This window comes from Streptomyces sp. YGL11-2, from assembly GCF_050054615.1.
In the GTDB taxonomy this organism is placed as follows: Bacteria; Actinomycetota; Actinomycetes; order Streptomycetales; family Streptomycetaceae; genus Streptomyces.
Map to the genome: position 1 here is coordinate 1 of NZ_JBNHIN010000043.1, position 26,527 is coordinate 26,527.

The 26,527-nt window shown below is 73.5% G+C and carries 23 protein-coding genes and 1 tRNA gene; 14 read left to right on the forward strand and 10 right to left on the reverse strand.

Annotation, left to right across the window (positions count from 1 at the left end):
* Window positions 1-48: 48 nt before the first annotated feature.
* Window positions 49-726 (reverse strand): HAD family hydrolase, encoded by a 678-nt coding sequence (locus tag ACO1BR_RS33185; RefSeq protein ID WP_426798813.1) that lies wholly within the window; start codon window positions 724-726, stop codon window positions 49-51.
* A 50-nt stretch (window positions 727-776) separates the two neighbouring features.
* On the reverse strand, window positions 777-1,517 hold the full coding sequence (locus ACO1BR_RS33190; protein WP_426798814.1) for a GntR family transcriptional regulator: 741 nt from the start codon (window positions 1,515-1,517) through the stop codon (window positions 777-779).
* 235 nt (window positions 1,518-1,752) lie between these two features.
* Between ACO1BR_RS33190 and ACO1BR_RS33195 the strand changes: the two genes are divergently transcribed.
* Genes ACO1BR_RS33195 through ACO1BR_RS33210 form a run of 4 tightly spaced genes read left to right on the forward strand, consistent with a single transcriptional unit; the run spans window position 1,753 to window position 5,888 of the window.
* Window positions 1,753-2,901 carry an extracellular solute-binding protein gene (locus ACO1BR_RS33195; RefSeq protein WP_426798815.1) on the forward strand — a complete coding sequence of 383 codons (1,149 nt, stop codon included), beginning with the start codon at window positions 1,753-1,755 and terminating at the stop codon, window positions 2,899-2,901.
* Window positions 2,902-2,947: 46 nt separating this feature from the next.
* Entirely contained in the window at window positions 2,948-3,895 is a 948-nt protein-coding gene (locus tag ACO1BR_RS33200; protein WP_426798816.1) for an ABC transporter permease, read from the forward strand.
* Window positions 3,883-4,824 carry an ABC transporter permease gene (locus tag ACO1BR_RS33205; protein WP_426798817.1) on the forward strand — a complete coding sequence of 314 codons (942 nt, stop codon included), beginning with the start codon at window positions 3,883-3,885 and terminating at the stop codon, window positions 4,822-4,824. The genes ACO1BR_RS33200 and ACO1BR_RS33205 overlap by 13 nt, the downstream gene beginning before the upstream one ends.
* Window positions 4,821-5,888, forward strand: coding sequence for an ABC transporter ATP-binding protein (locus ACO1BR_RS33210; protein WP_426798818.1), 1,068 nt, complete (start codon window positions 4,821-4,823; stop codon window positions 5,886-5,888). The genes ACO1BR_RS33205 and ACO1BR_RS33210 overlap by 4 nt, the downstream gene beginning before the upstream one ends.
* 129 nt (window positions 5,889-6,017) lie before the next feature.
* Here ACO1BR_RS33210 and murA read toward each other — a convergent pair whose 3' ends face one another.
* A complete protein-coding gene (murA, locus tag ACO1BR_RS33215) occupies window positions 6,018-7,364 on the reverse strand; it encodes a UDP-N-acetylglucosamine 1-carboxyvinyltransferase (protein ID WP_159503532.1) in 1,347 nt (448 codons plus the stop codon).
* Window positions 7,365-7,658: 294 nt separating this feature from the next.
* On the opposite strand from murA, the gene ACO1BR_RS33220 reads away from it, so the two are divergent.
* The 7 genes from ACO1BR_RS33220 to ACO1BR_RS33250 all read left to right on the forward strand — a co-directional run bounded on the left by ACO1BR_RS33220 (window position 7,659) and on the right by ACO1BR_RS33250 (window position 16,978).
* Window positions 7,659-8,333 (forward strand): YqgE/AlgH family protein, encoded by a 675-nt coding sequence (locus tag ACO1BR_RS33220; RefSeq protein ID WP_426798819.1) that lies wholly within the window; start codon window positions 7,659-7,661, stop codon window positions 8,331-8,333.
* Window positions 8,334-8,608: 275 nt separating this feature from the next.
* Window positions 8,609-9,292 carry a hypothetical protein gene (locus ACO1BR_RS33225; protein WP_426798820.1) on the forward strand — a complete coding sequence of 228 codons (684 nt, stop codon included), beginning with the start codon at window positions 8,609-8,611 and terminating at the stop codon, window positions 9,290-9,292.
* Between the two features lie 88 nt (window positions 9,293-9,380).
* Window positions 9,381-9,674, forward strand: a complete 294-nt coding sequence (locus ACO1BR_RS33230) for a DUF3039 domain-containing protein (RefSeq protein WP_026169910.1) — start codon at window positions 9,381-9,383, stop codon at window positions 9,672-9,674.
* Window positions 9,675-9,847: 173 nt separating this feature from the next.
* Complete coding sequence (locus ACO1BR_RS33235; protein ID WP_426798821.1) at window positions 9,848-11,506, forward strand: beta-N-acetylhexosaminidase; 1,659 nt, start codon at window positions 9,848-9,850, stop codon at window positions 11,504-11,506.
* Between the two features lie 231 nt (window positions 11,507-11,737).
* Window positions 11,738-12,634 (forward strand): FAD binding domain-containing protein, encoded by an 897-nt coding sequence (locus ACO1BR_RS33240; RefSeq protein ID WP_426798822.1) that lies wholly within the window; start codon window positions 11,738-11,740, stop codon window positions 12,632-12,634.
* Window positions 12,631-14,547: a 2Fe-2S iron-sulfur cluster-binding protein gene (locus tag ACO1BR_RS33245; RefSeq protein WP_426798823.1), complete on the forward strand. Its 1,917-nt coding sequence runs from the start codon at window positions 12,631-12,633 to the stop codon at window positions 14,545-14,547. Before ACO1BR_RS33240 ends, ACO1BR_RS33245 begins: the two co-directional genes overlap by 4 nt.
* A gap of 100 nt (window positions 14,548-14,647) precedes the next feature.
* Window positions 14,648-16,978 carry a xanthine dehydrogenase family protein molybdopterin-binding subunit gene (locus ACO1BR_RS33250; RefSeq protein WP_426798824.1) on the forward strand — a complete coding sequence of 777 codons (2,331 nt, stop codon included), beginning with the start codon at window positions 14,648-14,650 and terminating at the stop codon, window positions 16,976-16,978.
* A gap of 528 nt (window positions 16,979-17,506) precedes the next feature.
* On the opposite strand, the gene ACO1BR_RS33255 is transcribed toward ACO1BR_RS33250, so the two are convergent.
* Window positions 17,507-17,578: transfer RNA gene (locus ACO1BR_RS33255), tRNA-Cys, on the reverse strand.
* 226 nt (window positions 17,579-17,804) lie between these two features.
* Complete coding sequence (locus tag ACO1BR_RS33260; RefSeq protein WP_426798825.1) at window positions 17,805-18,119, reverse strand: hypothetical protein; 315 nt, start codon at window positions 18,117-18,119, stop codon at window positions 17,805-17,807.
* A 95-nt stretch (window positions 18,120-18,214) separates the two neighbouring features.
* Here ACO1BR_RS33260 and ACO1BR_RS33265 point away from each other — a divergent pair, with 95 nt between their 5' ends.
* From ACO1BR_RS33265 to ACO1BR_RS33275, 3 genes are all read left to right on the forward strand, one after another.
* Window positions 18,215-20,011, forward strand: a complete 1,797-nt coding sequence (locus ACO1BR_RS33265; protein ID WP_426798826.1) for a DEAD/DEAH box helicase — start codon at window positions 18,215-18,217, stop codon at window positions 20,009-20,011.
* A 319-nt stretch (window positions 20,012-20,330) separates the two neighbouring features.
* Window positions 20,331-20,972 (forward strand): IclR family transcriptional regulator, encoded by a 642-nt coding sequence (locus ACO1BR_RS33270; protein ID WP_159503540.1) that lies wholly within the window; start codon window positions 20,331-20,333, stop codon window positions 20,970-20,972.
* A gap of 267 nt (window positions 20,973-21,239) precedes the next feature.
* Window positions 21,240-22,019: a S16 family serine protease gene (locus ACO1BR_RS33275; RefSeq protein ID WP_426798827.1), complete on the forward strand. Its 780-nt coding sequence runs from the start codon at window positions 21,240-21,242 to the stop codon at window positions 22,017-22,019.
* A 51-nt stretch (window positions 22,020-22,070) separates the two neighbouring features.
* On the opposite strand, the gene ACO1BR_RS33280 is transcribed toward ACO1BR_RS33275, so the two are convergent.
* The 5 genes from ACO1BR_RS33280 to ACO1BR_RS33300 all read right to left on the reverse strand — a co-directional run bounded on the left by ACO1BR_RS33280 (window position 22,071) and on the right by ACO1BR_RS33300 (window position 26,438).
* Complete coding sequence (locus ACO1BR_RS33280) at window positions 22,071-23,069, reverse strand: glycine betaine ABC transporter substrate-binding protein (RefSeq protein ID WP_426798828.1); 999 nt, start codon at window positions 23,067-23,069, stop codon at window positions 22,071-22,073.
* Window positions 23,069-23,959: an ABC transporter permease gene (locus tag ACO1BR_RS33285; RefSeq protein ID WP_426798829.1), complete on the reverse strand. Its 891-nt coding sequence runs from the start codon at window positions 23,957-23,959 to the stop codon at window positions 23,069-23,071. Before ACO1BR_RS33285 ends, ACO1BR_RS33280 begins: the two co-directional genes overlap by 1 nt.
* Window positions 23,956-25,269 (reverse strand): ABC transporter ATP-binding protein, encoded by a 1,314-nt coding sequence (locus tag ACO1BR_RS33290; protein WP_426798830.1) that lies wholly within the window; start codon window positions 25,267-25,269, stop codon window positions 23,956-23,958. Before ACO1BR_RS33290 ends, ACO1BR_RS33285 begins: the two co-directional genes overlap by 4 nt.
* Window positions 25,262-25,909, reverse strand: coding sequence for an ABC transporter permease (locus tag ACO1BR_RS33295; RefSeq protein ID WP_159503544.1), 648 nt, complete (start codon window positions 25,907-25,909; stop codon window positions 25,262-25,264). Before ACO1BR_RS33295 ends, ACO1BR_RS33290 begins: the two co-directional genes overlap by 8 nt.
* Window positions 25,910-25,970: 61 nt before the next feature.
* Window positions 25,971-26,438 carry an Lrp/AsnC family transcriptional regulator gene (locus tag ACO1BR_RS33300; protein ID WP_043264532.1) on the reverse strand — a complete coding sequence of 156 codons (468 nt, stop codon included), beginning with the start codon at window positions 26,436-26,438 and terminating at the stop codon, window positions 25,971-25,973.
* Between the last annotated feature and the right edge of the window lie 89 nt (window positions 26,439-26,527).

The following is a 26,527-nucleotide window of genomic DNA, read 5'->3' on the forward strand; positions in this document are numbered from 1 at the left end:
CCCCTCTCCCGGGGTGGCCGCCCTTGTGTATGCCCGTCTACGGCGCGCTCAGGCGGCCCGGGGGAACGGCAGGTCGGTGAGCTCCACGTCCTCCAGCGACGCCACCACGGCCGTACGGGGGCCGGGGACGATGCCCGGCACCGTCGGCACCGCCAGCAGCCGGCAGCCCGCGGCCAGCGCGGCGGCGGCGCCGGTGGGGGTGTCCTCGACGGCCAGGCAGTGGGCCGGGTCGACACCGAGACCGGCCGCGGCGGCCAGATACGGGTCCGGGTGCGGCTTGCCGCGCGGCGCCTCGCCGGACGTCACCGACAGCGCGAAGCGGTGCGCCCCCAGAGTGCGCAGCACCAGATCGGCGACATGCCGCTCCGAGGCCGTGACCAGGGCCGCCGGTATGCCGAGCGCCCGGGCCCGGTCCAGCAGCCGCAGCGCGCCCGGCTGGACGGCGACCCCCGCCGCGACCCGGGCAGTGAAGTCCCGGTCCAGGAGGGCGGCCGTCCGGGTGAGGCCGATGCGGATGCCGTGGTCGCGCACCAGGCGCGCGGCGGCGTCGTCGATGGGCGCGCCGGCGAACGAGGTGACCGCCTCGTCACCGGCCGGGGCGCCCTGGTCGCGCAGGAAGCCGGCCACCGTCGCCAGCCACTGGTGCTCGGTGTCGACCAGGGTGCCGTCCATGTCGCACAGCAGGGCGGCGGGCAGCGCGCGGTCGGGAGGAGTGGGCGTGGGCATGCGGGCTCGCTGTTCGGTAGGGAAGCGGGGCGGACGGGCGGGGCGGGCGGTCAGCCGGCCGGGGTGCGGGCCAGGGGGTTGGCCTGGGTGGAGTTGCGCACGGTGAAGACCACCGCGCCGGGGCGGTAGCGGTCGTCGGACGTCTCGACCGGGCGGCCCTCCGCGGTGGTCGTCGTACGGCGCACCCGCAGCAGCGGGCTGCCCCGTCGCACCCGCAACTCCCGGGCGTCGGTGGTGCCCGCGGCGACCGCGTCGAGATGGTGCTCGCCGTGTGCGAAGACCAGGCCGTGGGAGTCGAGGAGCGCCTGGGTGACCGACTCACAGTCGGCCGGCAGCGCCTCGACTGCCTCGGCGATCCAGCCCGCGTAGACGGTCCGCTCCAGCAGTACGGGCGCGCCGTCCAGCGTGCGCAGTCGCACCACCCGCAGCACTCCGGCGCCGGGCGCCAGCTGGAGCAGTGCGGCCTCCGCGCGGTCGGCGGCGCCGCGTGCCGACTCCAGGACCCGGCCGCCGGGGGAGTGGCCGCCGGCCCGCGCCCACTGGGCGAAGCTGCGCAGCTCGGTGAAGCTCTGGCTCGGCGCGGTGCTCAGCACGATGTGCCGGGCGCCCTGGCGGGAGCCGATCAGCCCCTCGCCGAGCAGCGCGGCCAGGGCCTGGCGGACCGTGCCGCGGGAGACGCCGTGGGCGGCGGCCAGTTCGGTCTCCGAGGGCAGCGCGCTGCCCACAGGGAGGTCGCCATCGGTGATCGCCCGGCGCAGCGTCTCGGCGATCTGCTGGTGGCGTCGGGTCAACGGGGCTCCTCGCGGGTCAGATCACTGTGCACAGAATGGCTTGTCCACGCAGGTACGGGGTATGCGTCTAACCGCTCTGCGAAGCTCTAAACCTTTTCCATCATAACGCTTATGACCTGCGGTTTTATTGTTCATCAGGGGTTGGTGCGGGGGACGACTTGAGGTTAGTTTGTCGGGGCTTACTGACGGCGGCTTGTTCATACAAGTGGAGAGCCGAAGACCCAGGAGTACCGACGTGAAGCCACTCCGACCGGCCCGCCGGCGCCGCGCGCTCGCCGCCTGCGCCGCCGCCCTCGTGGCCGCCCCGGCCGCCGCCGGCTGCGGCTACGCCCCGGCCGCCGTCACCAGCAAGGCGGCCACCGCCCGGTCGGCCGCGGACCTCGGCGGGATGGCCGGCCTCGTCAGGGCCGCCAAGAAGGAAGGCCGGCTCAACGTCTATGCCCTCGCTCCCGATTGGGCGAACTACGGCGAGATGATCCGGACCTTCGAGCGCAGGTACGGCATACAGGTCCACAACGAGAACCCCGGCGGCACCAGCCAGCTCGCCCTCGGGGCCGCCGACAAGCGCCGCGGCCAGGACCGCGCCGTCGACGCCCTCGACCTCGGCACCTCCTTCATGCGCAACGCCCGCGGCAAACGACTCCTCGCCCCGTACAAGGTGGCCGAGTGGCAGCACGTCCCTGGCGCCCAGAAGCAGGCCGACGGCACCTCCCTCGACAACTACGGCGGCTATGTCTCCATCGGCTGCGACGCCAAGGCCGTCAAACGCTGCCCGACGACCTTCGCCGAACTCCTCGACCCGCGGTACAAGGACAAGATCGCGCTCAACGGCAACCCCACCGAGGCGTCCGCGGCGTTCTCCGCGGTCTTCGCCGCCGCACTCGCCAACGGCGGCTCCCTCGACGACATCCGCCCCGGCCTGGACTTCTTCCGCAAGCTCAAGCAGCGCGGCAACTTCGTCCCCGTGCAGTCCTCCCTCGCCACCATCCGCAAGGGCGAGACCCCGATCTCCGTCGACTGGGACTACCTCAACCTCGGCTACGCCCGCGACCTGAAGTCCAAGGGCGTCGACTGGCGCGTCGCCGTCCCCTCCGACGGCCAGTACGCCCAGTACTACAACCAGGCCGTCAACGCCTACGCCCCGCACCCCGCCGCCGCCCGGCTGTGGCTGGAGTTCCTCTACAGCCCCGAAGGCCAGAACACCTGGCTGCGCGGCTACTCCCGGCCCGTGCTGCTCGACCGGATGGAGCGCGACGGCACCGCCGACAAGCAGGCCGCCGCCCGCCTGCCCGCCGTCCACGGCACCCCGAAGTTCCCCACCCCGGAACAGGAGGACGCCGCCAAGGTGGCCGTCACCGAGGGCTGGGGAAAGGCCGTCGGGTAACCCCAACTCCCCCCACTTTCCCGCCCCCTGGAGAAACCCCCCACGCATGAGCGACCAACCCGACCAACCCGACCAACCCGACCAACCCGACCGATCCGACCGACCTGCCGCCTCCGCGGACACCGCCCCCGCCGGCCGGCGCCGGACCCGCCGACCGGGCCGCCTCCACTGGCCGGCCGTCCTGCCCTTCTTCGCGTTCCTGGCACTCTGCTTCGGCCTGCCGGCCGGCGCCCTCGTATACGGCGCCTTCACCGCCACCGACCCGGCCACCGGCACCGCCCACGCCACCCTGGCCAACGCCCGCCAGTCCTGGTCCGGGATCTACGCCACCGGACTCGGCGGCAGCATCCAACTCTCCCTGGTGTCCGCCCTGCTGGCGACCGTCGCCGGCACCCTCATCGCGCAGGCCGTGGTCTCCTCCCGCCGCCCCGCGCTCCGCAAGGCTGTGGTCGCCGCCTCCGGCGTGCTCGCCAACTTCTCCGGCGCCCCGCTCGCCTTCGCCTTCGTCGCCACCCTGGGCACCACCGGCACCCTGACCCGGCTGCTCGCGCTGTCCGACGCCGGATTCAGCCTCTACAGCTTCACCGGACTGGTGCTCGCTTACCTGTACTTCATGATCCCGCTGATGGTGGTGACCGTCCTGCCCGCCCTCGACGGGCTCCGCACCCAGTGGCAGGAGGCCGCCGCCTCCTGCGGCGCCACCCGCGGCCAGTTCTGGCGGCACATCGGCATCCCCGTCCTGGCCCCCTCCCTCCTCGGCGGCGCGGTACTGCTCTTCGGCACCGCCTTCGCCTCACACGCCACCGCCGCCGTCATGGTCGGCAGCTCGGTGCCGCTGATCACCGTGCAGATCTCCAACGCCCTGGCCGGCAACGTCCTGACCGGCCAGGAGAACCTCGCCCTGGCCATGAGCCTGAACATGGTGCTGATCGCGCTGCTGGTGATGGCCGTACAGATACCGCTGCAGCGGAGGAGCGCCCGATGGCTGGGATGACGACCACGGCACAGGACGCACCCCCGCGGCCCGCCGACGACGGCGAACGACCCGGCAACGACGGCGAACGGCCCGCGAGCGGCGCACCGGGCGCCCGCCGCGGCCGGCGCCGGCTCCCCTACGGGCGCCTCGCCGTCCTGGCGCCGGCGCTGCTCTACTTCCTCGTCCCCGTCGCCGCCTCCGTCTGGTTCACCGTCGACGACCCCGTCAAGGGCCTCACCCTCGACGTCTACACCGGCCACCTGATCTCCGCCGACATGGCGGGCAGCCTGCTGCTCTCCGTCGAACTGGGCCTGACCACCGTCGTGCTGGGACTGCTGCTGGTGGTGCCCGCCATGGTCGTGGTCCACCTGCGGCTGCCCCGGCTGCGGCCCCTGCTGGAGATCCTGTGCATGACGCCGCTCGTGGTGCCGCCGATCGCGCTGGTCGCGGGCGTCAACACGGTCCTCTCCTGGGCGCCCGACCTGGCCCGTACGCCGTTCTACGAAACCCTGATGGCCATCCAGAACGAGAACTTCCCGCTCGTCCTGGTCCTGCTCTACACCGTCATGTCGCTGCCGTTCCTCTACCGCTCCCTGGACGCCGGACTGCGCGCCGTCGACCTCGGCACCCTGGTCGAGGCGTCCCGCAGCCTGGGCGCCTCGCGGCTGGTGACGCTGTGGCGGGTGGTGCTGCCGAACCTGCGTGGCGCGGTGGTCGGCGGGGCGGTGCTCAGCCTGGCCATGGTGCTCGGCGAGTACACCGTCGCCTCCGTGCTCGGCTACCGGCCGTTCGCCGTCTGGATGGTCGAGGTCGGCGGCCAGGACGCGGAACTCGCCGGCGCCGCCGCCATGCTCAGCCTGCTCCTCACCTGGGGGCTGCTGCTCCTGCTCACCACCGTGGCCGGCGGCCGGGCCCGCCGAGCCGGCGAACAAAGGAAGAACGCATGACCGTCCCGCTGCAACTCCGAGGGCTGCGCCGGGAGTTCGGCTCCACCACCGCCCTCGACGGCCTCGACCTCGACATCGCCGCCGGCGAGCTGATCGCCCTGCTCGGACCCTCAGGCTGCGGCAAGACCACCGCACTGCGGATCATCGCCGGCTTCGAGACCGCCGACAGCGGCGCGCTCCTGATGGGCGGCGAGGACGTCACCGCCGTACCGGCCAACCGCCGCGACATCGGCATGGTCTTCCAGTCGTACAGCCTCTTCCCCAACATGACGGCGGCCGGCAACGTCGCCTACGGGCTGCGGGTCCGCAACACCCCCGCCGCCGAACGGACCGCCCGGGCCCGGGAGTTGCTGGACCTCGTCGGCCTGCCCGGCCGCGCCGGCCACTACCCGCACCAGCTCTCCGGCGGCCAGCAGCAGCGCGTCGCACTGGCCCGCGCGCTCGCCATCCGCCCCCGTGTGCTCCTCCTGGACGAGCCGCTGTCCGCCCTGGACGCCAAGGTGCGGCTCACCCTGCGGGAGGAGATCCGCCGCATCCAGCTCGAACTCGGCATCACCACCGTCTTCGTCACCCACGACCAAGAGGAGGCGCTGTCCATGGCCGACCGCGTCGCGGTGATGCGCGGCGGCCGGCTCGAACAGTGCGCCCCGCCCAACGAGCTGTACGAGCGCCCGGCGACCCCGTTCGTCGCGGAGTTCGTCGGCACCATGAACCGGCTGCCGGGCACGGTCCGGGAGGGCGGGGTGGTCGAAATCCTCGGCCGCCGGCTGCCCATCCACGGGACGGCCCCGGCGGCGGGCCGCGCGGTCGACGTACTGCTGCGGCCGGAGGGGCTCGCCATCCGTACGGACGCGGACGCGGAGGGGACGACCGCGACCGTACGGGTGGCGACCTTCCTGGGAGCCACCACCCGGCTCCACCTCACCACCGAGTCCGGCGTGCCGGTCAAGGCCGACCTGCCCAGCTGGGAGGCGGCCGACCTGACCGTGGGCGCGCGCTGCACGGTGGTCCCGCACGAGAAGCCGGTCCTGGTGGCGGAGCGGGCGGGGGAAGGGGTGGGGTGAGGGGGAGCGAGGGGGAGGGGGATCGCCCTGCCGTTTTCTGCCCCCGCCCCCACCCCCCTCTCCCCCTTCGGGGGAGGGGGCGGGGGAGGGTGTGTGGGTGGGGTGGGGGGGGGAATCGGCGTGTCCGCCTCAGCCCCGGAGCGCCCCGTTGGGGAGTTCGACCTTCGCGCCCAGTTCGACGAGCTTCTCCATGAAGTTCTCGTAGCCGCGGTTGATCAGGTCGATGCCGTGCACCCGTGAGGTGCCCTGCGCCGCCAGCGCCGCGATCAGGTACGAGAAGCCGCCGCGCAGGTCGGGGATGACCAGGTCGGCGCCCTGCAGCTTGGTGGGGCCGGAGACGACCGCGGAGTGCAGGAAGTTGCGCTGGCCGAAGCGGCAGGCGGAGCCGCCCAGGCACTCGCGGTAGAGCTGGATGTGCGCGCCCATCTGGTTGAGCGCGGAGGTGAAGCCGAGCCGGGACTCGTAGACCGTCTCGTGCACGATCGACAGGCCCGAAGCCTGGGTCAGCGCGACGACCAGCGGCTGCTGCCAGTCGGTCTGGAAGCCGGGGTGGACGTCGGTCTCCAGGGCGATGGCGTCGAGCGAGCCGCCCGGGTGCCAGAAGCGGATGCCCTCGTCGTCGATCTCGAAGGCGCCGCCGACCTTACGGAAGGTGTTCAGGAACGTCATCATCGACCGCTGGTGCGCGCCGCGGACGTAGATGTTGCCCTCGGTGGCCAGCGCCGCGGACGCCCAGGAGGCCGCCTCCAGGCGGTCCGGGAGGGCGCGGTGGGTGTAGCCGTCGAGCTTGTCGACACCGGTGATCCGGATCGTCCGGTCGGTGTCCATGGAGATGATCGCGCCCATCTTCTGCAGGACGCAGATGAGGTCCTCGATCTCCGGCTCCACGGCGGCGTTCGACAGCTCGGTGACGCCCTCGGCCAGTACGGCCGTCAGCAGCACCTGCTCGGTCGAGCCGACCGACGGGTACGGCAGCCGGATCTTGCAGCCGCGCAGCCGCTGCGGGGCCTCCAGGTACTGCCCGTCGGCGCGCTTCTCGATCTTCGCGCCGAACTGGCGCAGCACGTCGAAGTGGAAGTCCACCGGCCGGCCGCCGATGTCGCAGCCGCCCAGGCCCGGGATGAACGCGTGGCCCAGACGGTGCAGCAACGGGCCGCAGAACAGGATCGGGATCCGCGAGGAGCCGGCGTGCGCGTCGATGTCCGCGACGTTGGCGCTCTCCACGTGCGACGGGTCGAGGACCAGCTCGCCCGGCTCGTCCCCGGGACGCACCGTGACGCCGTGCAGCTGGAGCAGTCCGCGCACCACCCGTACGTCACGGATGTCGGGCACGTTGCGCAGCCGGCTGGGACCGCTGCCGAGGAGCGCGGCGACCATGGCCTTGGGCACAAGGTTCTTCGCACCGCGAACCCGGATCTCGCCCTCCAGCGGGGTGCCGCCGTGGACAAGCAGTACGTCGTCAGTAGAGACGGTCATGGATCTCGCGTTCCTGGAGTCGGTCAGGGCCAGGGGAAATGGTAAGGGCGGCCGAGGGGGTGTCCGTATGGCCGTGCGGGGTTCCGGCATGTAATGGCTTTGCCACAACACGCTCCGCTACGATCACGCTTTGATTCGTAATCGCCTTTTGGGTAAAAACGCGCAGAATGTCTGGAATGGGGCATAGGGCGCGGCCCTCGTGCGCCGGGGCTGCCGCCGTACGCCCTGCCCTGCTCTCGCAACGGTCCCGGCGTCGACTCCCCGCTCGGGGCAGAAGTGCGGGATCATGTGGCCATGACCGAGGTGTCCTCGCTCACAGGCCGGCTGCTCGTCGCCACACCCGCACTCGCCGACCCGAATTTCGACCGCGCGGTGGTGCTCCTCCTCGACCACGACGAGGAGGGCTCCCTCGGCGTGATCCTCAACCGCCCCACGCCGGTCGGCGTCGCGGACATCCTCGCCCCCTGGGCCGAGCTCGCCGGTGAGCCGGGGGTGGTCTTCCAGGGCGGCCCGGTCTCGCTGGACTCGGCGCTCGGCGTGGCCGTGGTGCCCGGCGGGCTGCCCGGCGACAGCGGCGTCCCGTCCATGGAGGGCGGCGCCCGTACGGATCGCGCGGCCGGCGACCCGGCCGGCGCGCGGGCCATGGGGGCGGCCGACGACCCGGTGGCCGAGGACGAGCCGTTGGGCTGGCGCCGGGTGCACGGTGCGATCGGCCTGGTGGACCTGGAGGCCCCGCCGGAGCTGCTCGCGGCGGTGCTCGGCAGTCTGCGGATCTTCGCCGGGTACGCGGGCTGGGGGCCCGGCCAGCTGGAGGACGAGCTGGTGGAGGGCGCCTGGTACGTCGTCGAGTCCGAGCCGGGCGATGTCTCCTCGCCCGATCCCGAGCAGCTGTGGCGGGCGGTGCTGCGGCGGCAGCGGAACGAACTGGCGATGGTGGCCACGTATCCGGACGACCCCTCGCTGAACTGACCGGGGCGCGCCGCGGCCCGCTGCGCACGGCGCGCACGCCCCTGTACCCGCCGGGTGGTGCGCCCGGGGGCGCACCGGGCGCTTTGTGACAGCTTCGTCATGGGGGATTGTCAGACCCCGTCGCTATCGTTCGTTGTGTCAGGCAACAGTGCGCGGTCGCCTCCCCAGGCTCCCAACTCCTCCCCCAAGTTCTCGACTGCGCTCGAACAGGGAGGACCCCCATGCGCAGGGGACACCCCGATCGGGGCCGCGCAGGACGGACAGGAGAGTGCGCCATGCACAGGCCGAGCGTGCCCGAGGATCTGGACCACCCGGAGCAGCTGTGGGCGCGGGCCGCGACGCTGGCGGTGGTGGCCGCGGCCCTGGACGACTGGGACGAGTTCTCCTGGGGCCCCGACGGGTTGCAGTGCTGGAACGACGGCGGCGCCTACTGGTGGCGGCTGACGTTCTACGGCGACGGCCGCGCCGTGCTCTGCGGCCAGGACTCGGACGGCAGCTACACGCACAGCGGCGACCGGCAGATCGACTTCCTGGCCGGCGGCCCCGAGTGGCTGCCCTGGGAGCGCCTGCGGGACGACGCCCGGGGGAACCTCCTCGGGTTCGTCTACTGGTACGAGGACGGCGCCTGGGCCCGCGCCCCGTATCCGGCGGCGATGCCGGACGACGGGCTGGCCATGGCGGTGAGCTGGACGGCGCCCGGCGACGAGGCGGTCGACGAGATCATCGAGCACCTGGTGGCGCGGACCGAGACGGAGGTCGACGCGGCGGCCGCGGTCCGCGCGTTCCTCGCCGCGGCCGGGGCCCGTGCGGTCGGTGCCCAGGACATATCGGCGCTGCTGGACGCGGTCTGCGGCCGGGACTGCTGGTACGAGGTCCGCCCGGAGGCCGGGCTGGCGTTCGCCACGGAGCTGGGGCTGACGGCCGGGGACCGGGGCGGTGTGCCGGTGGCCGCGTCGTAGGGCCTGTCCGATCGGTCGCGACCGGCGCTGCACCTGGCGGCGGGCCGACGCTCCCGGCGCGCGGCGCGCGTGAGTACCCTTGGCTGTTATGAGCACTCTTGAGCCCGAGCGCGGGGCAGGTACGGGGACCCTCGTAGAGCCGACACCGCAGGTGTCGCACGGCGACGGCGACCACGAGCGCTTCGCCCACTACGTCCAGAAGGACAAGATCATGGCGAGCGCGCTCGACGGTACCCCCGTCGTGGCGCTCTGCGGCAAGGTCTGGGTCCCGGGTCGCGACCCGAAGAAGTACCCGGTCTGCCCCATGTGCAAGGAGATCTTCGAGTCCATGGGCGCCGGCGGCGACAAGGACAAGGGCGGCAAGGACGGCGGCAAGAAGTAGCCGCAGGGCCTGCGCCCCGGGCCGGTTCGCCGTGCCCGCCGTACCTCCGGGTCCGGGTCCCGCACGGACCCGGACCCGTCGGCGTCCCCGGTCCGCGGGTCCGTCCGGTCCGGCCGCGACACCGACCGCCGCGGCGGGTTTTCCGCCGCGCCGGGGCGGTGAGGATTGACGCCGTGACAGAAGTACGGACCCATCCTGACCGCGGCGGTGGCACGGCTCTGATCCCGGCGCCGTTGAGCGTCGACGGGCCGCACCCCGGGACCGTACGGCTCGGCGGGCAGACCGCGCTGGCCGCCGCTCCCGGGACCGAGGACACCGCGCACTGGCTGCGCGCCACCCTCGGCGACGCCTTCGGGCTGCCGCTGCCGCCCGGCTCCGGCGAGGCGTCCGACACCCTCGCGCTGGCCCTCGACCCGGCCCTGCCCGCGGAGGGCTACCGCCTGGAGGCGGACGCCCGCTGGGGCGTGCGCATCGCCGGCGGCGGCCCGGCCGGCGTCTTCTGGGGTGCCCAGACGCTCCGTCAGCTCCTCGGCCCGGACGCCTTCCGCCGCGCCCCGCTCGTCCCCGGCCGGCCGGCCGCCCTGCCCGAGCAGACGATCGAGGACGCCCCGCGCTTCGGCTGGCGCGGCCTGATGCTCGACGTCGCCCGGCACTTCCTGCCCAAGGACGGCGTGCTCCGCTACGTCGACCTGCTGGCCGCGCACAAGCTGAACGTCCTGCACCTCCACCTCACCGACGACCAGGGCTGGCGGATCGAGATCCGCCGCTACCCGAAGCTGACCGAAACCGGCGGCTGGCGCGAGCGCACCAAGCTCGGCCACCGCGCCTCCCCCCTCTGGGACCCGCGCCCGCACGGCGGTTACTACACCCAGGACGACCTCCGCGAGATCGTCGCCTACGCCGCGCGGCGGCAGATCACCGTCGTCCCCGAAATCGATGTCCCCGGCCACTCCCAGGCCGCCATCGCGGCATACCCGGAACTGGGCAACACCGACGTCGTCGACACCACCTCCCTGAAGGTCTGGGACACCTGGGGCGTCAATCCCAACGTACTGGCGCCCACCGACACGACTCTGCGCTTCTACGAGCACGTGCTGGAGGAGGTGTTGGAGCTCTTCCCCTCGCGGTTCGTGCACCTGGGCGGCGACGAGTGCCCCAAGGACCAGTGGAAGGCGTCGCCGGCGGCCCAGGACCGGATCGCCGCACTGTCCCTGGACGGCGAGGACGGCCTCCAGAGCTGGTTCGTCCGGCACTTCGACCGCTGGCTCACCGCCCGCGGGCGGCGCCTCATCGGCTGGGACGAAATCCTGGAAGGGGGCCTGGCGGAGGGCGCCGCGGTGTCCTCCTGGCGCGGCTGCGCGGGCGGCGTGGCCGCGGCCAAATCCGGCCACGACGTCGTCATGTGCCCCGAGCAGCAGGTGTACCTGGACCACCGTCAGCACGCCTCCCCGGACGAGCCGGTGCCGATCGGCTACGTCCGCACCCTGGAGGACGTCTACCGTTTCGAGCCGGTGCCACCGGAGCTGACGGACGCCCAGGCCGGGCACGTCCTGGGCACCCAGGCCAACGCCTGGACCGAGGTCATGGACAGTCAACAGCGCCTCGACTACCAGGTCTTCCCGCGGCTGGCCGCCCTCGCCGAGGTCGCCTGGTCGCGGCTGCCCGCGCCGCGCCTGCGCGACTACCAGGACTTCGACCGCCGGATGACCGCCCACTACGCCCGGCTCGACGCGCTCGGCGTCGACTACCGCCCGCCCGGCGGCCCCCGCCCCTGGCAGCGGCGTCCCGGCCTGCTCGGACGCCCGATCGACGGGGCGCCCCCGAACGTGTGAGCCGCCGGGCAAGGCCGGCGCCCGTGCGGCCGGACCCTGGGACGGTGGTGCCCACCCACCCGCACCGGCGGACGAACCAGGACCAGCACCCTCTTCCGGGACGGATCGGCGCTTCGCGGACCCTCGCGTACCGGGCCCGCGAAGATGTGCCAGAGTTGCCACGTCCGGGCTCTGAGCACGTACCGTACGGCGGAGCGGAACTGCCGGGACACCGGGGAAGGGGCAGCTGGGTTGACCACGCACGCACCGCAGGCGTCGCACACGGTGACGTTGCCGGCCTCGCTCGACGAGGCGGTGGCGGCACTGACCGCCATGCCCGCCGCCGTGCCCGTCGCGGGCGGCACGGACCTCATGGCGGCGGTCAACGCCGGACTCCTCAGACCGGCCGGCCTGGTGGGCCTCGGCCGGATCAGCGAGATCCGCGGCTGGCAGTACCTGGACGGCCATGCGCTGCTCGGCGCCGGCCTCACCCTCGCCCGTATGGGACGCCCCGACTTCGCCGCCCTCATCCCGGGCCTGGCCGCCGCCGCCCGCGCGGCCGGCCCGCCGCAGATCCGCAACGCCGGGACCCTCGGCGGCAACATCGTGACCTCCGCCGCCACCGGCGACACCCTCCCGGTGCTCGCCGCCCTGGAGGCCACGCTCATCGTCGCCGGCCCCGAGGGCAGCCGCCGCGAGATCCCGGTCAGCCACCTGCTGACCGGCCGCGAGATGCTCCAGCCCGGCGAACTCGTCGGCTTCGTACGGGTGCCGCTGCTGCACGCCCCGCAGACCTTCCTCAAGGCCACCGGGCGCACCGGCCCCGGCCGCGCCACCGCCTCGGTCGCGCTGGTCCTGGACCCGGCCCGGCGCAATGTGCGCTGCGCGGTCGGCGCGGTCGCCGCGATGCCGCTGCGCCCCCTGGAGGCCGAGCAGTGGGTGGCCTCGCTCATCGACTGGGACGGCGAACGCGGCCTGGTCCCCGAGGCGCTGGCCGCCTTCGGCGACTACGTGGCCGCCGCCTGCATCCCCGATCCGGCGCCGCCGCAGGACGGTTCAGAACCGGCGGCCCTGCCGCCGGCCGCGCTGCACCTGCGCCGTACGGTGGCAGCACTGGCCCGCCGCGCACTTGGGAGGGCGCTCTCGTGACTGAGGCAGACAACCGCCATCCGCAGCACCCGCACCCCGACCAGGGCTGGCAGCGGCTCCCCCAGGGCGGCGAATACGAGTCGGAGGCGACCGCCTTCGTCCAGCTCCCGGAAGGCTTCACCACGGGTGCGTACGGCGCCGGTTACGGCACCCCGGGCCAGGACCCGCTCGCCGCGCCCGGCCACGGCTACACCCCGCCGGCCTCCTTCACCCAGCACACCGCCGCGCCCTCGGTTCCGGGCGCGGGCACCGACCCGGCGGCGACCGGACAGTGGACGATGCCGTTCGCGGACCCGTCGGCCGGATACGCCGACCCGTCGGCCGGGTACGGCGGGACGGCCCGGGCCGGGCACTCCACGGCCCACCGGAACCCGTCCGTGGGCTATCAGGCCGGCGCCCCGGAAGCGGCCCAGCCGTGGGGCGGCGAGCAGGTCGACTGGCCCGTCGCGGGCAGCGCGGAGGCCACCGGCGCCGCCTGGACGGTCCCGGCGGCGGACGACGCCCTGGAGGAGTCCGGCGAATACCTGGTCGGCGACGACCGGCGGACCGGGCACGGCGCCGCGCGCTACGAGGACGGCGGGTACGGCGGATACGGCGCGGCGCCGCACAACGCCGCCGGGCAGCCGGGCGGCACCGGGCACTGGAACTTCGCGGCCGGCCTGAACGCCACGGGCGGCGCCGCGGGCGACACCGGAGGCGCCGGCGAGCGGTTTGCGGCTCCCGCGGTGGACCCGTACCCGGCCGACCCCACCCCGACGACCGGGACGGGCGGGGCGACCGGGCACTGGTCGCTGCCGGCCGACGCGCTGGCCCAGTGGCCGCCGGCCCCGCCCCAAGAGGAGACGGCCGCCCACCAGGAGGCCCCCGCGGACGCCCCCGCGTCCGGTGCCAACGGGGGCTGGACGATCCCGGCGGCGGACGGCGAACAGCCGGACACCTCCGGCGAGTTCATGATCGACCCCGGTGCGGTGCCCGCCGCGCCGGCAGCCGTGGACGCGCCCGCCGGGCACGACGCCCCGGCCGAGCACCCCGCATCCGTCGAGCCCGCCGCGCCCGCCGCACCGGCCGGCGCCGGCGCCGATGCCGTGGACGTCCCCGGTGCCGCCGAGGCCGCCGCCCCCGAAGCGCCCGCCGAGGCACCGCACCCCGCGGCGGACCCCGAGCCCACCGGACCGACCGGACCGGCGGACGCCGAAGGCGCGTCCGAAGCATCCGAAGTGTCCGAAGCGCCCGAACCGGCAGGGCCCGTCATCGCCGTCGCCGAGGCGCACCCCGCCGCGGCCCCCGGCGACCCCGAAGGGGCGGACGCCCACGACGAACACCCCGCGATCTCCTACGTGCTGCGGGTCAACGGCGTCGACCGGCCGGTCACCGACGCGTGGATCGGGGAGTCGCTGCTCTACGTGCTGCGCGAGCGGCTCGGCCTGGCCGGCGCCAAGGACGGCTGCTCCCAGGGGGAGTGCGGGGCGTGTTCGGTCCAGGTGGACGGGCGGCTGGTCGCGTCCTGCCTGGTGCCGGCCGCCACCACGGCGGGCAGCGAGGTCCGCACCGTCGAGGGGCTCGCGCAGCACGGCGTGCCCTCCGACGTGCAGCGCGCCCTGGCCGCGTCCGGGGCCGTGCAGTGCGGCTTCTGCGTACCGGGCATGGCGATGACCGTGCACGACCTCCTGGAGGGCAACCACGCCCCCACGGAGCTGGAGACCCGTAAGGCGCTCTGCGGCAACCTCTGCCGCTGCTCCGGCTACCGGGGCGTCCTGGACGCCGTCGCCGACGTCGTCAAGGCCCGTGCCGAGGCGGCCGAGGCCGCCCCCGAGGCGCCGGCCGAAACCGCGCGCATCCCCCACCAGGCGGGACCCGCCGACCCGACGGAGGGCGCACCGCACCGGGATTCGCAGCCGGGGGGTACCGGGTGACCGAGCGCAGCATGCGGGTCCTCCCGGCCGCTGGCCGGGGGAGAGTTGTCGAAGGGGGCGCGCCCCGCGCATGCGGGGGCGGGCGAAGCGAGGGATCGGCATGAGTGGTACGAGCGACGGCGCGGGCGCCGTCACCGCGACGCCCGCAGCGGGCGTCCAGATCCCCGTCGAGTCGCCGCCGCACGGCCTGGGCGTCTCGCTCCTGTCGGCCGACGCACCGGCGAAGACCGAGGGCACCTTCCCGTACGCCGCGGACCTGTGGGCGGAGGGGCTGCTGTGGGCGGCGGTGCTGCGCTCCCCGCACCCCCGGGCGCGGATCCGGTCCGTCGACACCCGGTACGCGACCGAGATGCCGGGCGTGCGCGCGGTGGTCACCCACGAGGACGTGCCCGGCGACAAGGGGTACGGCCGGGGCACCGCCGACCGGCCGGTCTTCGCCCACGACGAGGTCCGCTACCACGGTGAGCCGATCGCCGCGGTGGCCGCCGACCACCCGGACACGGCCCGGCTGGCCGCCGCCGCCATCGCCGTCGAGTACGAGGTGCTGGACGCCGTCACCGACCCCCAACTCGCCTTCGAGGCCGAGCCGCTGCACCCCGACGGCAACCTCATCCGGCACATCCCGCTCCGCTTCGGCGACCCCGAGGCCGTCGGCGAGGTCATGGTGGAGGGGTTCTACCGCATCGGCCGGCAGGACCCGGCGCCCATCGGGGCCGAGGCCGGGCTCGCGGTGCCGCGCCCCGACGGCGGGGTGGAGATCTACACCGCCTCCACGGACCCGCACGCCGACCGCGATCTGGCCGCCGCCTCCTTCGGGTTGGAGCCGGACCAGGTCAAGGTCGTGGTGACCGGCGTGCCCGGCGCCACCGCCGACCGCGAGGACCCCGGCATCCAGCTGTCCCTGGGGCTGCTGGCGCTGCGTACGGGCTGCCCGGTCAAACTGGCCGCCAATCGCGAGGAGTCCTTCCTCGCGCACTCCCACCGCCACCCCACGCTGCTGCGCTACCGGCACCACGCTGACGCCGAGGGCAGGCTCGTCAAGGTCGAGGCGCAGATCCTGATGGACGCCGGCGCCTACGCGGAGACCTCCGCCGAGGCGCTGGCCGCCGCCGTCTCGTTCGCCTGCGGCCCGTACGTCGTCCCGCACGCCGTCGTCGAGGGCTGGGCGGTGCGCACCAACAACCCGCCGTCCGGCCACATGCGCGGCGAGGGGGCGCTCCAGGTCTGCGCGGCCTACGAGGGCCAAATGGACAAGCTGGCCGCCCAGTTGGGCCTGGAGCCCGACGAGGTCCGCCTGCGCAACATCATGGCCACCGGCGATCTGCTCCCCACGGGGCAGACCGTCACCTGCCCCGCACCGGTCGCCGAACTGCTGCGCGCCGTCAAGGAGGCGCCGCTGCCCGAACTGCCCAAGGACACCCCGGAAGCGGAGTGGCTGCTGCCGGGCGGGCCCGAGGGCGCGGGCGAGCCCGGCGCGGTGCGGCGCGGCGTCGGCTACGCCCTGGGCATGGTGCACATGCTGGGCGCGGAGGGTGCCGACGAGGTGTCCACCGCCACCGTCAAGGTCAGCGGCTCGGTCGCCACCGTCATCTGCGCGGCCGTGGAGACCGGTTCGGGGTTCTCCACTCTGGCGCGGCAGATCGTCCAGGAGACCCTGGGCGTCGACGAGGTGCACGTCGCGGGCGTCGACACCGACCAGCCGCCGGCCGGCCGGGCCTGCCACGGGCGGCACACCTGGGTCTCCGGAGGCGCCGTCGAGCGCGCCGCCAAGATGGTCCGTACGCAGCTACTGCAGCCGCTGGCCCACAAGTTCGGGATGTCCACCGAGCTGCTCCAGATCACCGACGGCAAGATCACCTCCTACGACGGGGTGCTCAGCACCACCGTCGCCGAGGCGCTGGACGGCAAGGAGCTGTGGGCCACCGCCCAGTGCCGGCCGCACCCCACCGAACCCCTGGACGACACCGGCCAGGGCGACGCCTTCGTCGGCCTCGCCTTCTGCGCCATCCGCTGCGTCGCGGACGTGGACATCGAGCTGGGCACCATCCGGGTGGTGGAGATGACCGTGGCCCAGGACGTGGGCCGGGTGCTCAATCCGGCCCAGCTGCGGGCCCGTATCGAGGCCGGGGTCACCCAGGGCCTGGGCGCCGCCCTGATGGAGAACCTGCGCACCACCCGCGGTCAGGTCCGCCACCCGGACCTGACCGGCTATGCGCTGCCGACCGCGCTGGACGCCCCGGACATCCGGATCGTCCGGCTCGTCGAGGAGCGCGACGTGGTCGCCCCGTTCGGCGCCAAGCCCGCCAGCGCGGTGCCGGTCGTCACCGCGCCGGCCGCGGTGGCCTCCGCGGTCCGCGCCGCCACCGGCCGCCCGATCGGCCGGCTCCCGATCCGCCCGCAGGCGGCCGTGGCGCAGACTCCGCCGCAGTAGTCCGCGGCCGAGCGCCGTCCGGCGCCCGGCCGGCCCGCCCCCGACCTGCGTTCTCGGGCCTGCGTTCTCCGATCTGCCTGTCCCGCCGCACCTGTTCACCCTCCGTCACGGTCGTTGTCAGTGGCGTCACTTACCGTGGTTTTCGCTACGGGATGCGTGATACGGGATGCGGCAGCGCCGGACGTCGGAGCGGTGCCGCGTCGGACCACTGTCGAGCCTGCGGGGGCAGCGATGCGGTACGGGACGGCACAGGGCAGGACCGGGTGGACCGGTGCGACCAGGGGGACCGGCGGGACCGGGAGGACCGTGGGGACCGGGGGCCACACGCCCCGGAAGGCGGTCCCCGCCATCGTCGGGGCCGCCTTCCGGTGGCTGCGCCGGAGCGCGTCCGCGGCACGCCGCGGCGTGCCGCGCGCAGCGAGGCCGTGGCGGGATGCGAACCCGCGTAACTCTCCGCGGGCGGAGCCCGCTGGTCGATGCGGTGCGGGCGAGCCCCTGGACCACTTGGGTGCGGGTGTGTTTTCTCTGAGGCCGTGGCGGGATTCGAACCCACGTAACTCGCTTTGCAGGCGAGCCCCTGAACCACTCGGGCACACGGCCGGGTTGCGGTGCGCTTCCGACTCTAGGTCGCGGGGTGGGGGGCCGGGCAAGGGTGCCGGGCGGGCTGCCACGATGCTGCAACACGCGGTTCACGAACGGCCGTCGGGCGGTGCCGGGGCGGCCTCAGGAGGCGCGGAGGAACTCCTCGACGACGGGGCTGAAGAGCTCCGGCTCGTCCATCCACGGATAGTGGCCGACGAGCCGGTGCCGCGGCTGTCCGGGATGATCAGCTGCCGTGCGCGGCCATCCCGCCCAGATCGCCGGGGTATGCGGCGTCCCGCCCCGGGCCGACGGCCGGGCGCAGCAGCGGCGGCAGCGATGAGCCGGCGGGCCCCAGGACGCGGTAGTGCAGCTCGGCGTCGTCGTGGCTACGGAAGGTGGGTATGCGGACGGCTTGCCCGATGTCCTGACGGCGGCGGGGACGACGGGGCGGCCGCGGCCCGAGGCTTTCATGGGGCAGTCGGCGGAGGTTCCGGCCGCCGTCGCCGCGCGGCCCCGCGCGCCGTGCGCGGCGGCGGTCCCGATGTGACGTCGCTCCCACCCCCGGGTGGGAGCGTGCGGTATCCCCGGAGCGGGAAGCGGCGCACGGGTAGGCTGACGCGGTTGCCGATCGCCGAGTTCAGCCCGACGGAGACCGTGACTACCACCACCAGCGCCACCAACAGCCATCACCTGTCCCCGGCCTTCCCGGGCCGGGCCCCCTGGGGTACCGCGAACAAGCTGCGCGCCTGGCAGCAGGCGGCCATGGACCGGTACATCCAGACCCAGCCGAGAGACTTCCTCGCCGTGGCGACGCCCGGCGCCGGCAAGACCACGTTCGCGCTCACCCTCGCCTCGTGGCTGCTGCACCACCACGTCGTGCAGCAGGTGACCGTCGTCGCACCGACCGAGCACCTGAAGAAGCAGTGGGCGGAGGCGGCGGCCCGGATCGGGATCAAGCTCGATCCGGAGTACAGCGCGGGGCCGTTGGGCCGGGAGTACCACGGCATCGCGATCACCTACGCCGGTGTCGGGGTGCGGCCGATGCTGCACCGCAACCGCATCGAGCAGCGCAAGACGCTGGTCATCCTCGACGAGATCCACCACGCCGGCGACTCGAAGTCGTGGGGCGAGGCGTGCCTGGAGGCGTTCGAGCCGGCGACCCGGCGGCTGGCGCTGACCGGTACGCCCTTCCGGTCCGACACCAACCCCATCCCGTTCGTGGCGTACGAGGAGGGCAACGACGGGATCCGGCGGTCGTCGGCGGACTACACCTACGGCTACGGGAACGCGCTCGCCGACGGCGTCGTCCGGCCGGTCATCTTCCTCTCCTACAGCGGCAACATGCGCTGGCGCACGAAGGCCGGCGACGAGATCGCGGCGCGGCTCGGCGAGCCGATGACCAAGGACGCCGTCTCGCAGGCGTGGCGCACCGCGCTGGACCCGCGCGGCGACTGGATGCCCAATGTGCTGCGGGCCGCCGACCGGAGGCTGACCGAGGTGCGCAAGGGCATCCCGGACGCCGGTGCCCTGGTCATCGCCTCCGACCAGGAGCAGGCCCGCGCGTACGCCAAGCTGATCCGGGAGATCACCGGGCAGGGCGCGACGCTCGTGCTGTCCGACGACTCCGGCGCCTCGCAGCGCATCGACGACTTCTCGCACTCCGACGACCGCTGGATGGTCGCGGTCCGGATGGTCTCCGAGGGCGTGGACGTGCCCCGGCTCGCGGTCGGCGTCTACGCCACGACGATCTCCACGCCGCTGTTCTTCGCGCAGGCGGTCGGGCGCTTCGTCCGGTCCCGCAAGCGCGGCGAGACCGCGTCGGTCTTCCTGCCCACCGTCCCGATGCTGCTCGGCTTCGCCAACGAGATGGAGGTCGAGCGCGACCACGTCCTGGACAAGCCGAAGAAGGACGGCGAGGAGGACCCGTACGCCGAGTCCGAGCAGGAGATGGACGAGGCGAACAGGGAGCAGGACGAGGACACCGGGGAGCAGGAGCAGTTCTCGTTCGAGGCGCTGGAGTCGGAGGCGGTCTTCGACCGGGTCCTCTACGACGGCGCCGAGTTCGGCATGCAGGCGCACGCGGGCAGCGAGGAGGAGCAGGACTACCTCGGCATCCCCGGCCTGCTGGAGCCCGACCAGGTGCAGATGCTGCTCCAGAAGCGGCAGGCGCGGCAGATAGCGCACAGCCGGAAGAAGCCGGACGAGGAGGCGGATCTGCTGGAGATGCCGGCCGAGCGGCGCCCGGTGGTCACGCACAAGGAGCTGCTGGAGCTGCGCAAGCAGCTCAACACGCTGGTGGGCGCCTACGTCCACCAGAGCGGCAAGCCGCACGGGGTGATCCACACCGAGCTGCGCCGGGTGTGCGGCGGGCCGCCGAGCGCCGAGGCGACGGCCGGGCAGCTCAACGAGCGCATCAAGAAGGTGCGGGAGTGGGCCACGCGGATGCGCTGAGCACGCCCGGCGGGCCCGGGCGGGGCGGTCCGCACCGCCCCGCGCGGATGTCACGCCCGGGTAACGGCGAGGCATCCGCGCGGCAGCCGGGACGGCATACCCCGCGGATGAACAGGGATGTTCCGGGCGCGGAAGCCCGGATTCTGGACGGACTCTTCCGCTGAGCGGACCTGCTCGCTACTGTCCCGCTCACGCACACGCCCCGTGGCAGCGCCGCCGCGGACGCAGCCGGTGCTAGCGGCCGGCGGCTCTTTGCGCGCTGTTCTGGGACGTCAGCGCGCCGCGTACGGACGCCGCCACTCACTCCAGGAGGGGCGTCGTGACTGCAGAGACCTCCCAAACACTCGACCGGGGACTGCGTGTCCTCAAACTCCTCGCCGAAACCGACCACGGGCTGACCGTGACCGAGCTCTCCCACAAGCTCGGCGTCAACCGCACCGTGGTCTACCGCCTGCTGGCGACGCTGGAGCAGCACGCCCTGGTGCGCCGCGACGCCGGCGGCCGGGCCAGAGTCGGCCTGGGCGTGCTGCGCCTGGGCCGCCAGGTACACCCGCTGGTCAGGGAAGCCGCGCTACCCGCGCTGCGGGCGCTCGCCGAGGACGTCGGCGCCACCGCGCACCTCACCCTCGTCGACGGAACCGAGGCGCTGGCCGTCGCGGTCGTCGAGCCGACCTGGACCGACTACCACGTCGCCTACCGGGCCGGTTTCCGCCACCCGCTGGACCGCGGGGCCGCCGGGCGAGCCATCCTCAAGGCCCGCCAGGGCCGGCTGCACGAATCCGGACTCGCCCTGACACACGGGGAGTTGGAGGCCGGTGCGAGCGGTGCCGCGGCGCCGCTGCTCGGGGTCAGCGGCATCGAGGGCAGCGTGGGCGTGGTGATGCTCGCGGACACCGTCGGCGACCGCGTCGGGCACCGGGTCGTCGAGGCGGCCCGGGAGGTGGCCGACGCGCTGCGCTGAGGCCGCGGAGCCGGCCGGCGGCACGGCACCGACGCAGGTCACCGGTGTATGCGCCGCCCCGCGCCGCCCGTCCCGGCCCCGTACGACCGCCCCGCCCCGGGTGTGTCGATCATGCACCGCAGGTGGCGGGCCTGTGCCGCCGCGGTGTGACCCGGTGCCCAGGCCCTGTCGTCAAACTTCCGCCTGCCTGCCGATCGGGCGGACGACGGCAGCGTGACGACAGGACCTCGCGGGGCCGGTGGGGCGGGGGTCATCTAGGCTGGCGGGGTGTCCTCACGCGCCCGCGCCCTGCTGATCTGCACCGCCCTCGTCCTCGCCGTGCTCGTCACCGCGGCGCTCGCACCGCTGCCGTACTCGGTCGCGTATCCGGGTATCACGGCCAACGTCCTCGGTGACGACAAGGGCAAGCCGGTGATCACCATCTCCGGCGCCGGCACCCGGGCCACCAGCGGGCAGCTGCGGATGACCTCCATCACGGCGACCGGCCCGGACGCCTCCGTCCACCTGCCGGACATCGTCACGGCGTGGTTCCGGACGGACCAGGCCGTGATGCCGCGCCAGTCCGTCTACCCGGTGGGCAACAACACCGAGGAGATCGCCGAGCACAACGCGGAGCAGATGAAGCAGTCCCAGGACAGCGCCACCCAGGCGGCCCTCGGGCAGCTCCACAAGTCGCCGAAGGACGTCAGGGTCACCCTCAGCCTGGCGGACGTCGGCGGGCCCAGCGCCGGCCTGATGTTCGCCCTCGGGATCATCGACAAGCTCGACGGGGACGGCGCCGGGCACGACCTGACCGGCGGCCGGACCGTCGCCGGGACCGGCACCATCGACGCCGGCGGGTCGGTCGGCGCGGTCGGCGGCGTCCCGCTCAAGACCCAGGCCGCGCACCGCGACGGCGCCACGGTCTTCCTCGTGCCCCGCCAGGAGTGCACCGACGCCCGCGCCGAGCTGCCGCGGGGCATGCGGCTGATCCCCATCACCACGCTCGGCGGCGCGGTGGACGCCCTCAAGGCGCTCCGCACCGGCGGCGCCGTCCCCACCTGCTGACGCCCGCCCGGTCGGCCCCCACCCCTCCTCGGCCCCACCCCTCCTCGTTCCTCACCCCACCTTGATGAAGCCCTCGTCGACCAGCCACTTCCTGGCGACGTCGTGCGGGTCCTTTCCCTCGACGTCGACCTTGCGGTTGAGCGACTGGGCGACGGTGTTGTCCAGCGCCGCGGTCACCGGCGCCAGCACCTCGGCGATCTGCGGGTACTTCGCCAGCGCCTTGGCGTTGATCTCCGGCGCCGCGTTGTAGTTCGGGAAGAAGTGCTTGTCGTCGTCGAGCACGGTCAGGCCCATGACCCGGATCCGCCCGTCGGTGGTGAAGACCTCGCCGAAGGTGCAGGACTTCCCCTGGGACGCCTCCGTGTAGACCACGCCGCCGGTCATCTTGCGGATGTTGCCGGACGGGATGTCCATGCCGTACGCCCGCGCCATACCGGGCAGCCCGTCGTTGCGGGTGGCGAACTCGTTCTCCACGCACAGGGTGACCGCGCCCGGGTCCCGCTTCAGCAGCGCGGCGACGTCGGAGAGGGTGCGGACCCGGTACTTCCTGTTGTTGGCGGCGTTGAGCGCCAGCGCGTAGGTGTTGTTCAGCCGTGACTGCGGCAGCCACACGATGCCGTTCCTCCGGTCCGCGTCCCGTACGGCCTCCCACTGCTTCTGGACGTCGGGGATCGGCTTGGTGTGGCCGAGGTGGGTGATCCAGCCGGTGCCGGTGTACTCGTACATGCCGTCCGCGGTGCCGGTGCGCACCGCCTCGCGGGCGCCGATGGTGCCCTGGATGTTGGTCTTGTCGATGACGGTGGCGCCGGCCGCCTTGAAGACCAGGCCCATGATCTGGCCGAGGATGATGTTCTCGGTGAACTCCTTGGACGTGACGGTGAGTTGGGCGCCCTTGAGGGGCAGGCCCCGGCCGACCGTACCGGGCCTGACGCCGTCGGACATCGGGCTGCCGCTGACCAGCCCGCAGCCGGCCGGCGCGGCCAGCGCCAGCAGCAGCGCGCAGACCGCTGCGAGGGCGCGCCCGCGCCGGCGGGCTCCGCGGCCCGCCATCAGGCCGCCACCTCCAGCCCGCGGGGCCGCAGCAGCAGCTCGGCCAGCGACGCCAGCCATTCGACGAGCAGCGCCAGCGCCACGGTCAGCACCGAGCCCAGGACCAGTACCGGCATCCGCTGGGTGATGATGCCCGCCGAGATCAGGTCGCCCAGCCCGCCGCCCCCGCCGAACGTGGCCAGGGTCGCGGTGCCGACGTTGAGCACCAGCGCGGTCCGCACCCCGGCCAGGATCAGCGGTACGGCCAGCGGGAGTTCGACCCTGCCCAGGACGCCCATGGGGGACATCCCGATGCCGCGGGCGGCCTCGGTCAGCGTCGGGTCGATCCCGCGCAGCCCGGCGATGGTGTTGGCCAGCACCGGCAGCACGGCGTAGATCACCATGCCGGTGATCGCCGAACGGGCGCCGATGCCCAGCCAGATGACCAGCAGCACCAGCAGGCCCAGCGCCGGCACCGCCTGCCCCAGGTTGGCGACGGCCATCGCGAACGGGGTGAGCCGGCGCAGCCCGGCTCGGGTCAGCGCGATGCCCAGGGGGATCGCGATGATCAGTACGAAGAGGGTGGAGACGGCGGTGAGTTCGATGTGCTGGCGCAGCGCCAGCCACACCTTGCCGTTGTCGACCGCCTGGTGGGCGATGGAGTCCAGCCGGGCGCCGCGGAACCACAGCCAGGTGGCGAGCAGCGCGAGGACCAGGAAGGACGGCATGAACGTCCACTTCTGCCAGCTGATCCGGCGCTCCCCGCGGGCCGCGGAGGGGGTGGGCGCCTCCCTGGACGCCGGCTCCCGGTCCGCCGCCACGACCTCCTCGTCCTCGGGCAGCGCCCTCGCGGGCCGCTCGCCGCCCCGCGGCACCTCCCGGCCCGCCCCGCCGCCGTCGCCCGCCGTCATGCCCGGCCCCCCGGACCGCCCTCGGGCCCGCCCGCGCCGTCCAGGCCCTCCTGGGCGAGCTGGGTGCGGTGGGCGCGCTGGAGCTGGAGTTCGTGCTGGTGCTCCATGGCGTCCAGGCGGTCCGCCTCCAGCAGTTCGTGGACGTTGTTCATCAGCGTCTCCATGTCGACCACACCGATGTACTCGCCGCGCCGCCCGGTGACCGCGACCCGGCCCGCGTTGTCGGTCAGCACCGCCTCCAGCGCGTCCCGCAGCGTGGCGTCCCGGGTGACCGTGTCGGCGACCAGGGTCCCGGCCCGTGCCAGCGACTGCTTGGCCCGCGAGAGGTCGCCGCGGCGCAGCCACTTGTACGGGCGGCGGTGCCGGTCCAGCAGCAGCACTTCGTTGGTGGCGCCGTCGCGCAGCAGGTCGAAGATCGACTGGAGCGGGTCGTCGACCCGGGCGGTGGGGAAGTCGACGACGCCCACGTCCCGGACCCGGGTCAGGTTCAGCCGCTTGAGCGCCGCCCCGGCGCCCACGAACCCGGAGACGAAGTCGTCCGCCGGGTTGGTGAGGATGGCTTCGGGGGTGTCGAACTGGGCGATGTGCGAGCGTTCGCGGAGCACCGCGATCCGGTCGCCGAGCTTGATCGCCTCGTCGAAGTCGTGGGTGACGAAGACGATGGTCTTGTGCAGTTCGTGCTGGAGCCGGATCAGCTCGTCCTGGAGGTGGTCGCGGGTGATCGGGTCGACCGCGCCGAACGGCTCGTCCATCAGCAGCACCGGCGGATCGGCGGCCAGCGCCCGCGCCACCCCGACGCGCTGCTGCTGCCCGCCGGAGAGCTGCCGGGGGTAGCGCCCGTGGAACTCTCCCGGGTCCAGGCCGACCAGGTCGAGCATCTCCTCGACCCGGTTCTTCGTGCGCGCCGCGGACCAGCCGATCATCTTCGGCACGAGGGCGATGTTCTGCGCGACGGTCATGTGCGGGAACAGGCCGGACGCCTGGATCGCGTAGCCGACCTTGCGGCGCAGCTTGACCGGGTCGATGTCGGTGACGTCCTCGTCGCCGATCCTGATCCGCCCGGAGGTCGGCTCGATCAGCCGGTTGATCATCTTCAGCGTGGTGGACTTCCCGCAGCCCGACGGCCCGACGAAGATCACCGTCTCGCCGGCCCTGATCTCCATGCTGACGTTGTCGACGGCCGGTCCCGCGGTGCCCGGATAGACCTTCGTCAGGTTCTCCAGCCGGATGCCGGCGCCCGCGGCGGCCGGGTTCGCGGCAGCCGGTGCGGTGGTCTCCGTGCTGCTGCCGTTCCCGTACGTCTCAGGCACGGATCCCCCTGGGGATGGTCAGGCGTCCGATCAGGACGTAGGCGGCGTCGAAGAGGAGGGCCAGGACGGCGATCCCGAGCGTTCCGGAGAGCACCTGGTTGAGCGAGTTGGCGCTGCCCAGCGAGGCGATGCCGCGGAAGATCTCGTTGCCGAGGCCGGGACCGGAGGCGAACGCGGCGATGGCCGCGATGCCCATCAGCATCTGGGTGGCGACCCGGATGCCGGTGAGGATCGGCGGCCAGGCCAGCGGGAGTTCGACGCGGAAGAGCCGGGCGGCGCGCGACATCCCGATGCCCTTGGCCGCGTCGACCAGCGCCGGATCCACCCCGCGCAGCCCCACGATGGCGTTCCGGACGACCGGCAGCAGCCCGTACAGCGTCAGCGCGATGACGGTCGGCGCGACGCCGAGGCCGACGATCGGGATCAGCAGACCGATCAGGGCCAGGGACGGGATGGTCAGGACGGTGGCGGTGGCGGTGGTGGCGAGCGCGCCGGCCCATTCGCTGCGGTAGGTGGCGACGCCGAGGGCGACGCCCAGCACGGTCGCGATCACCATGCACTGGAAGACGGCGCTGGCGTGCTGGTACGTGTCTGTGAGCAGCTGGGCGTGCCGGCTGCCGACGTACTCCCAGAAGCTCACCCGTCGCCTCCTCGGTCGCTCGCCCGGACCGCCCGCCGCGCCCGTCGCCGCCCGCCGCCGGTCAGTCCCCCGCAGCCTGCTGCACCAGCGGGATGATCCGCAGCGGAACGGGATTTTCCATCACAATCGCTGTCGAAGCCCGCACGATGCCATCAAAGCCCACAACCCGGTCGATCACCCTCTGCAGATCGGCGTTCGACCGCGCGACGAGCCTGCAGAGCATGTCCCCATGTCCCGTCGTTGTATGCAGCTCCAGTACTTCCGGCACGGTCGCCAAGTGCGCCCGGATGGCGCTGCCTTGACCCTGCTTGATCTCCAGTGTCGCGAATGCGGTCACCGGATAGCCCAGCGCCGCCGGGTCCACGTCCGGCCCGAAGCCCCTGATCACTCCATTCGACTGAAGCCGGTCCAGCCGCGCCTGCACCGTCCCGCGGGCCACCCCCAGCCGCCGGGACGCCTCCAGCACGCCGATCCGCGGCTCCCGGGCCAGCAGTTCCAGCAGGGCCCCGTCCAAATGATCGATCGCCATCGCCGCAGCCTCCGATTTCGATGGTCATGATGTACAGAACGCCCGGTGTAACCCCCAGCTAGCTATACAGAATGCCCAGCAGATACACA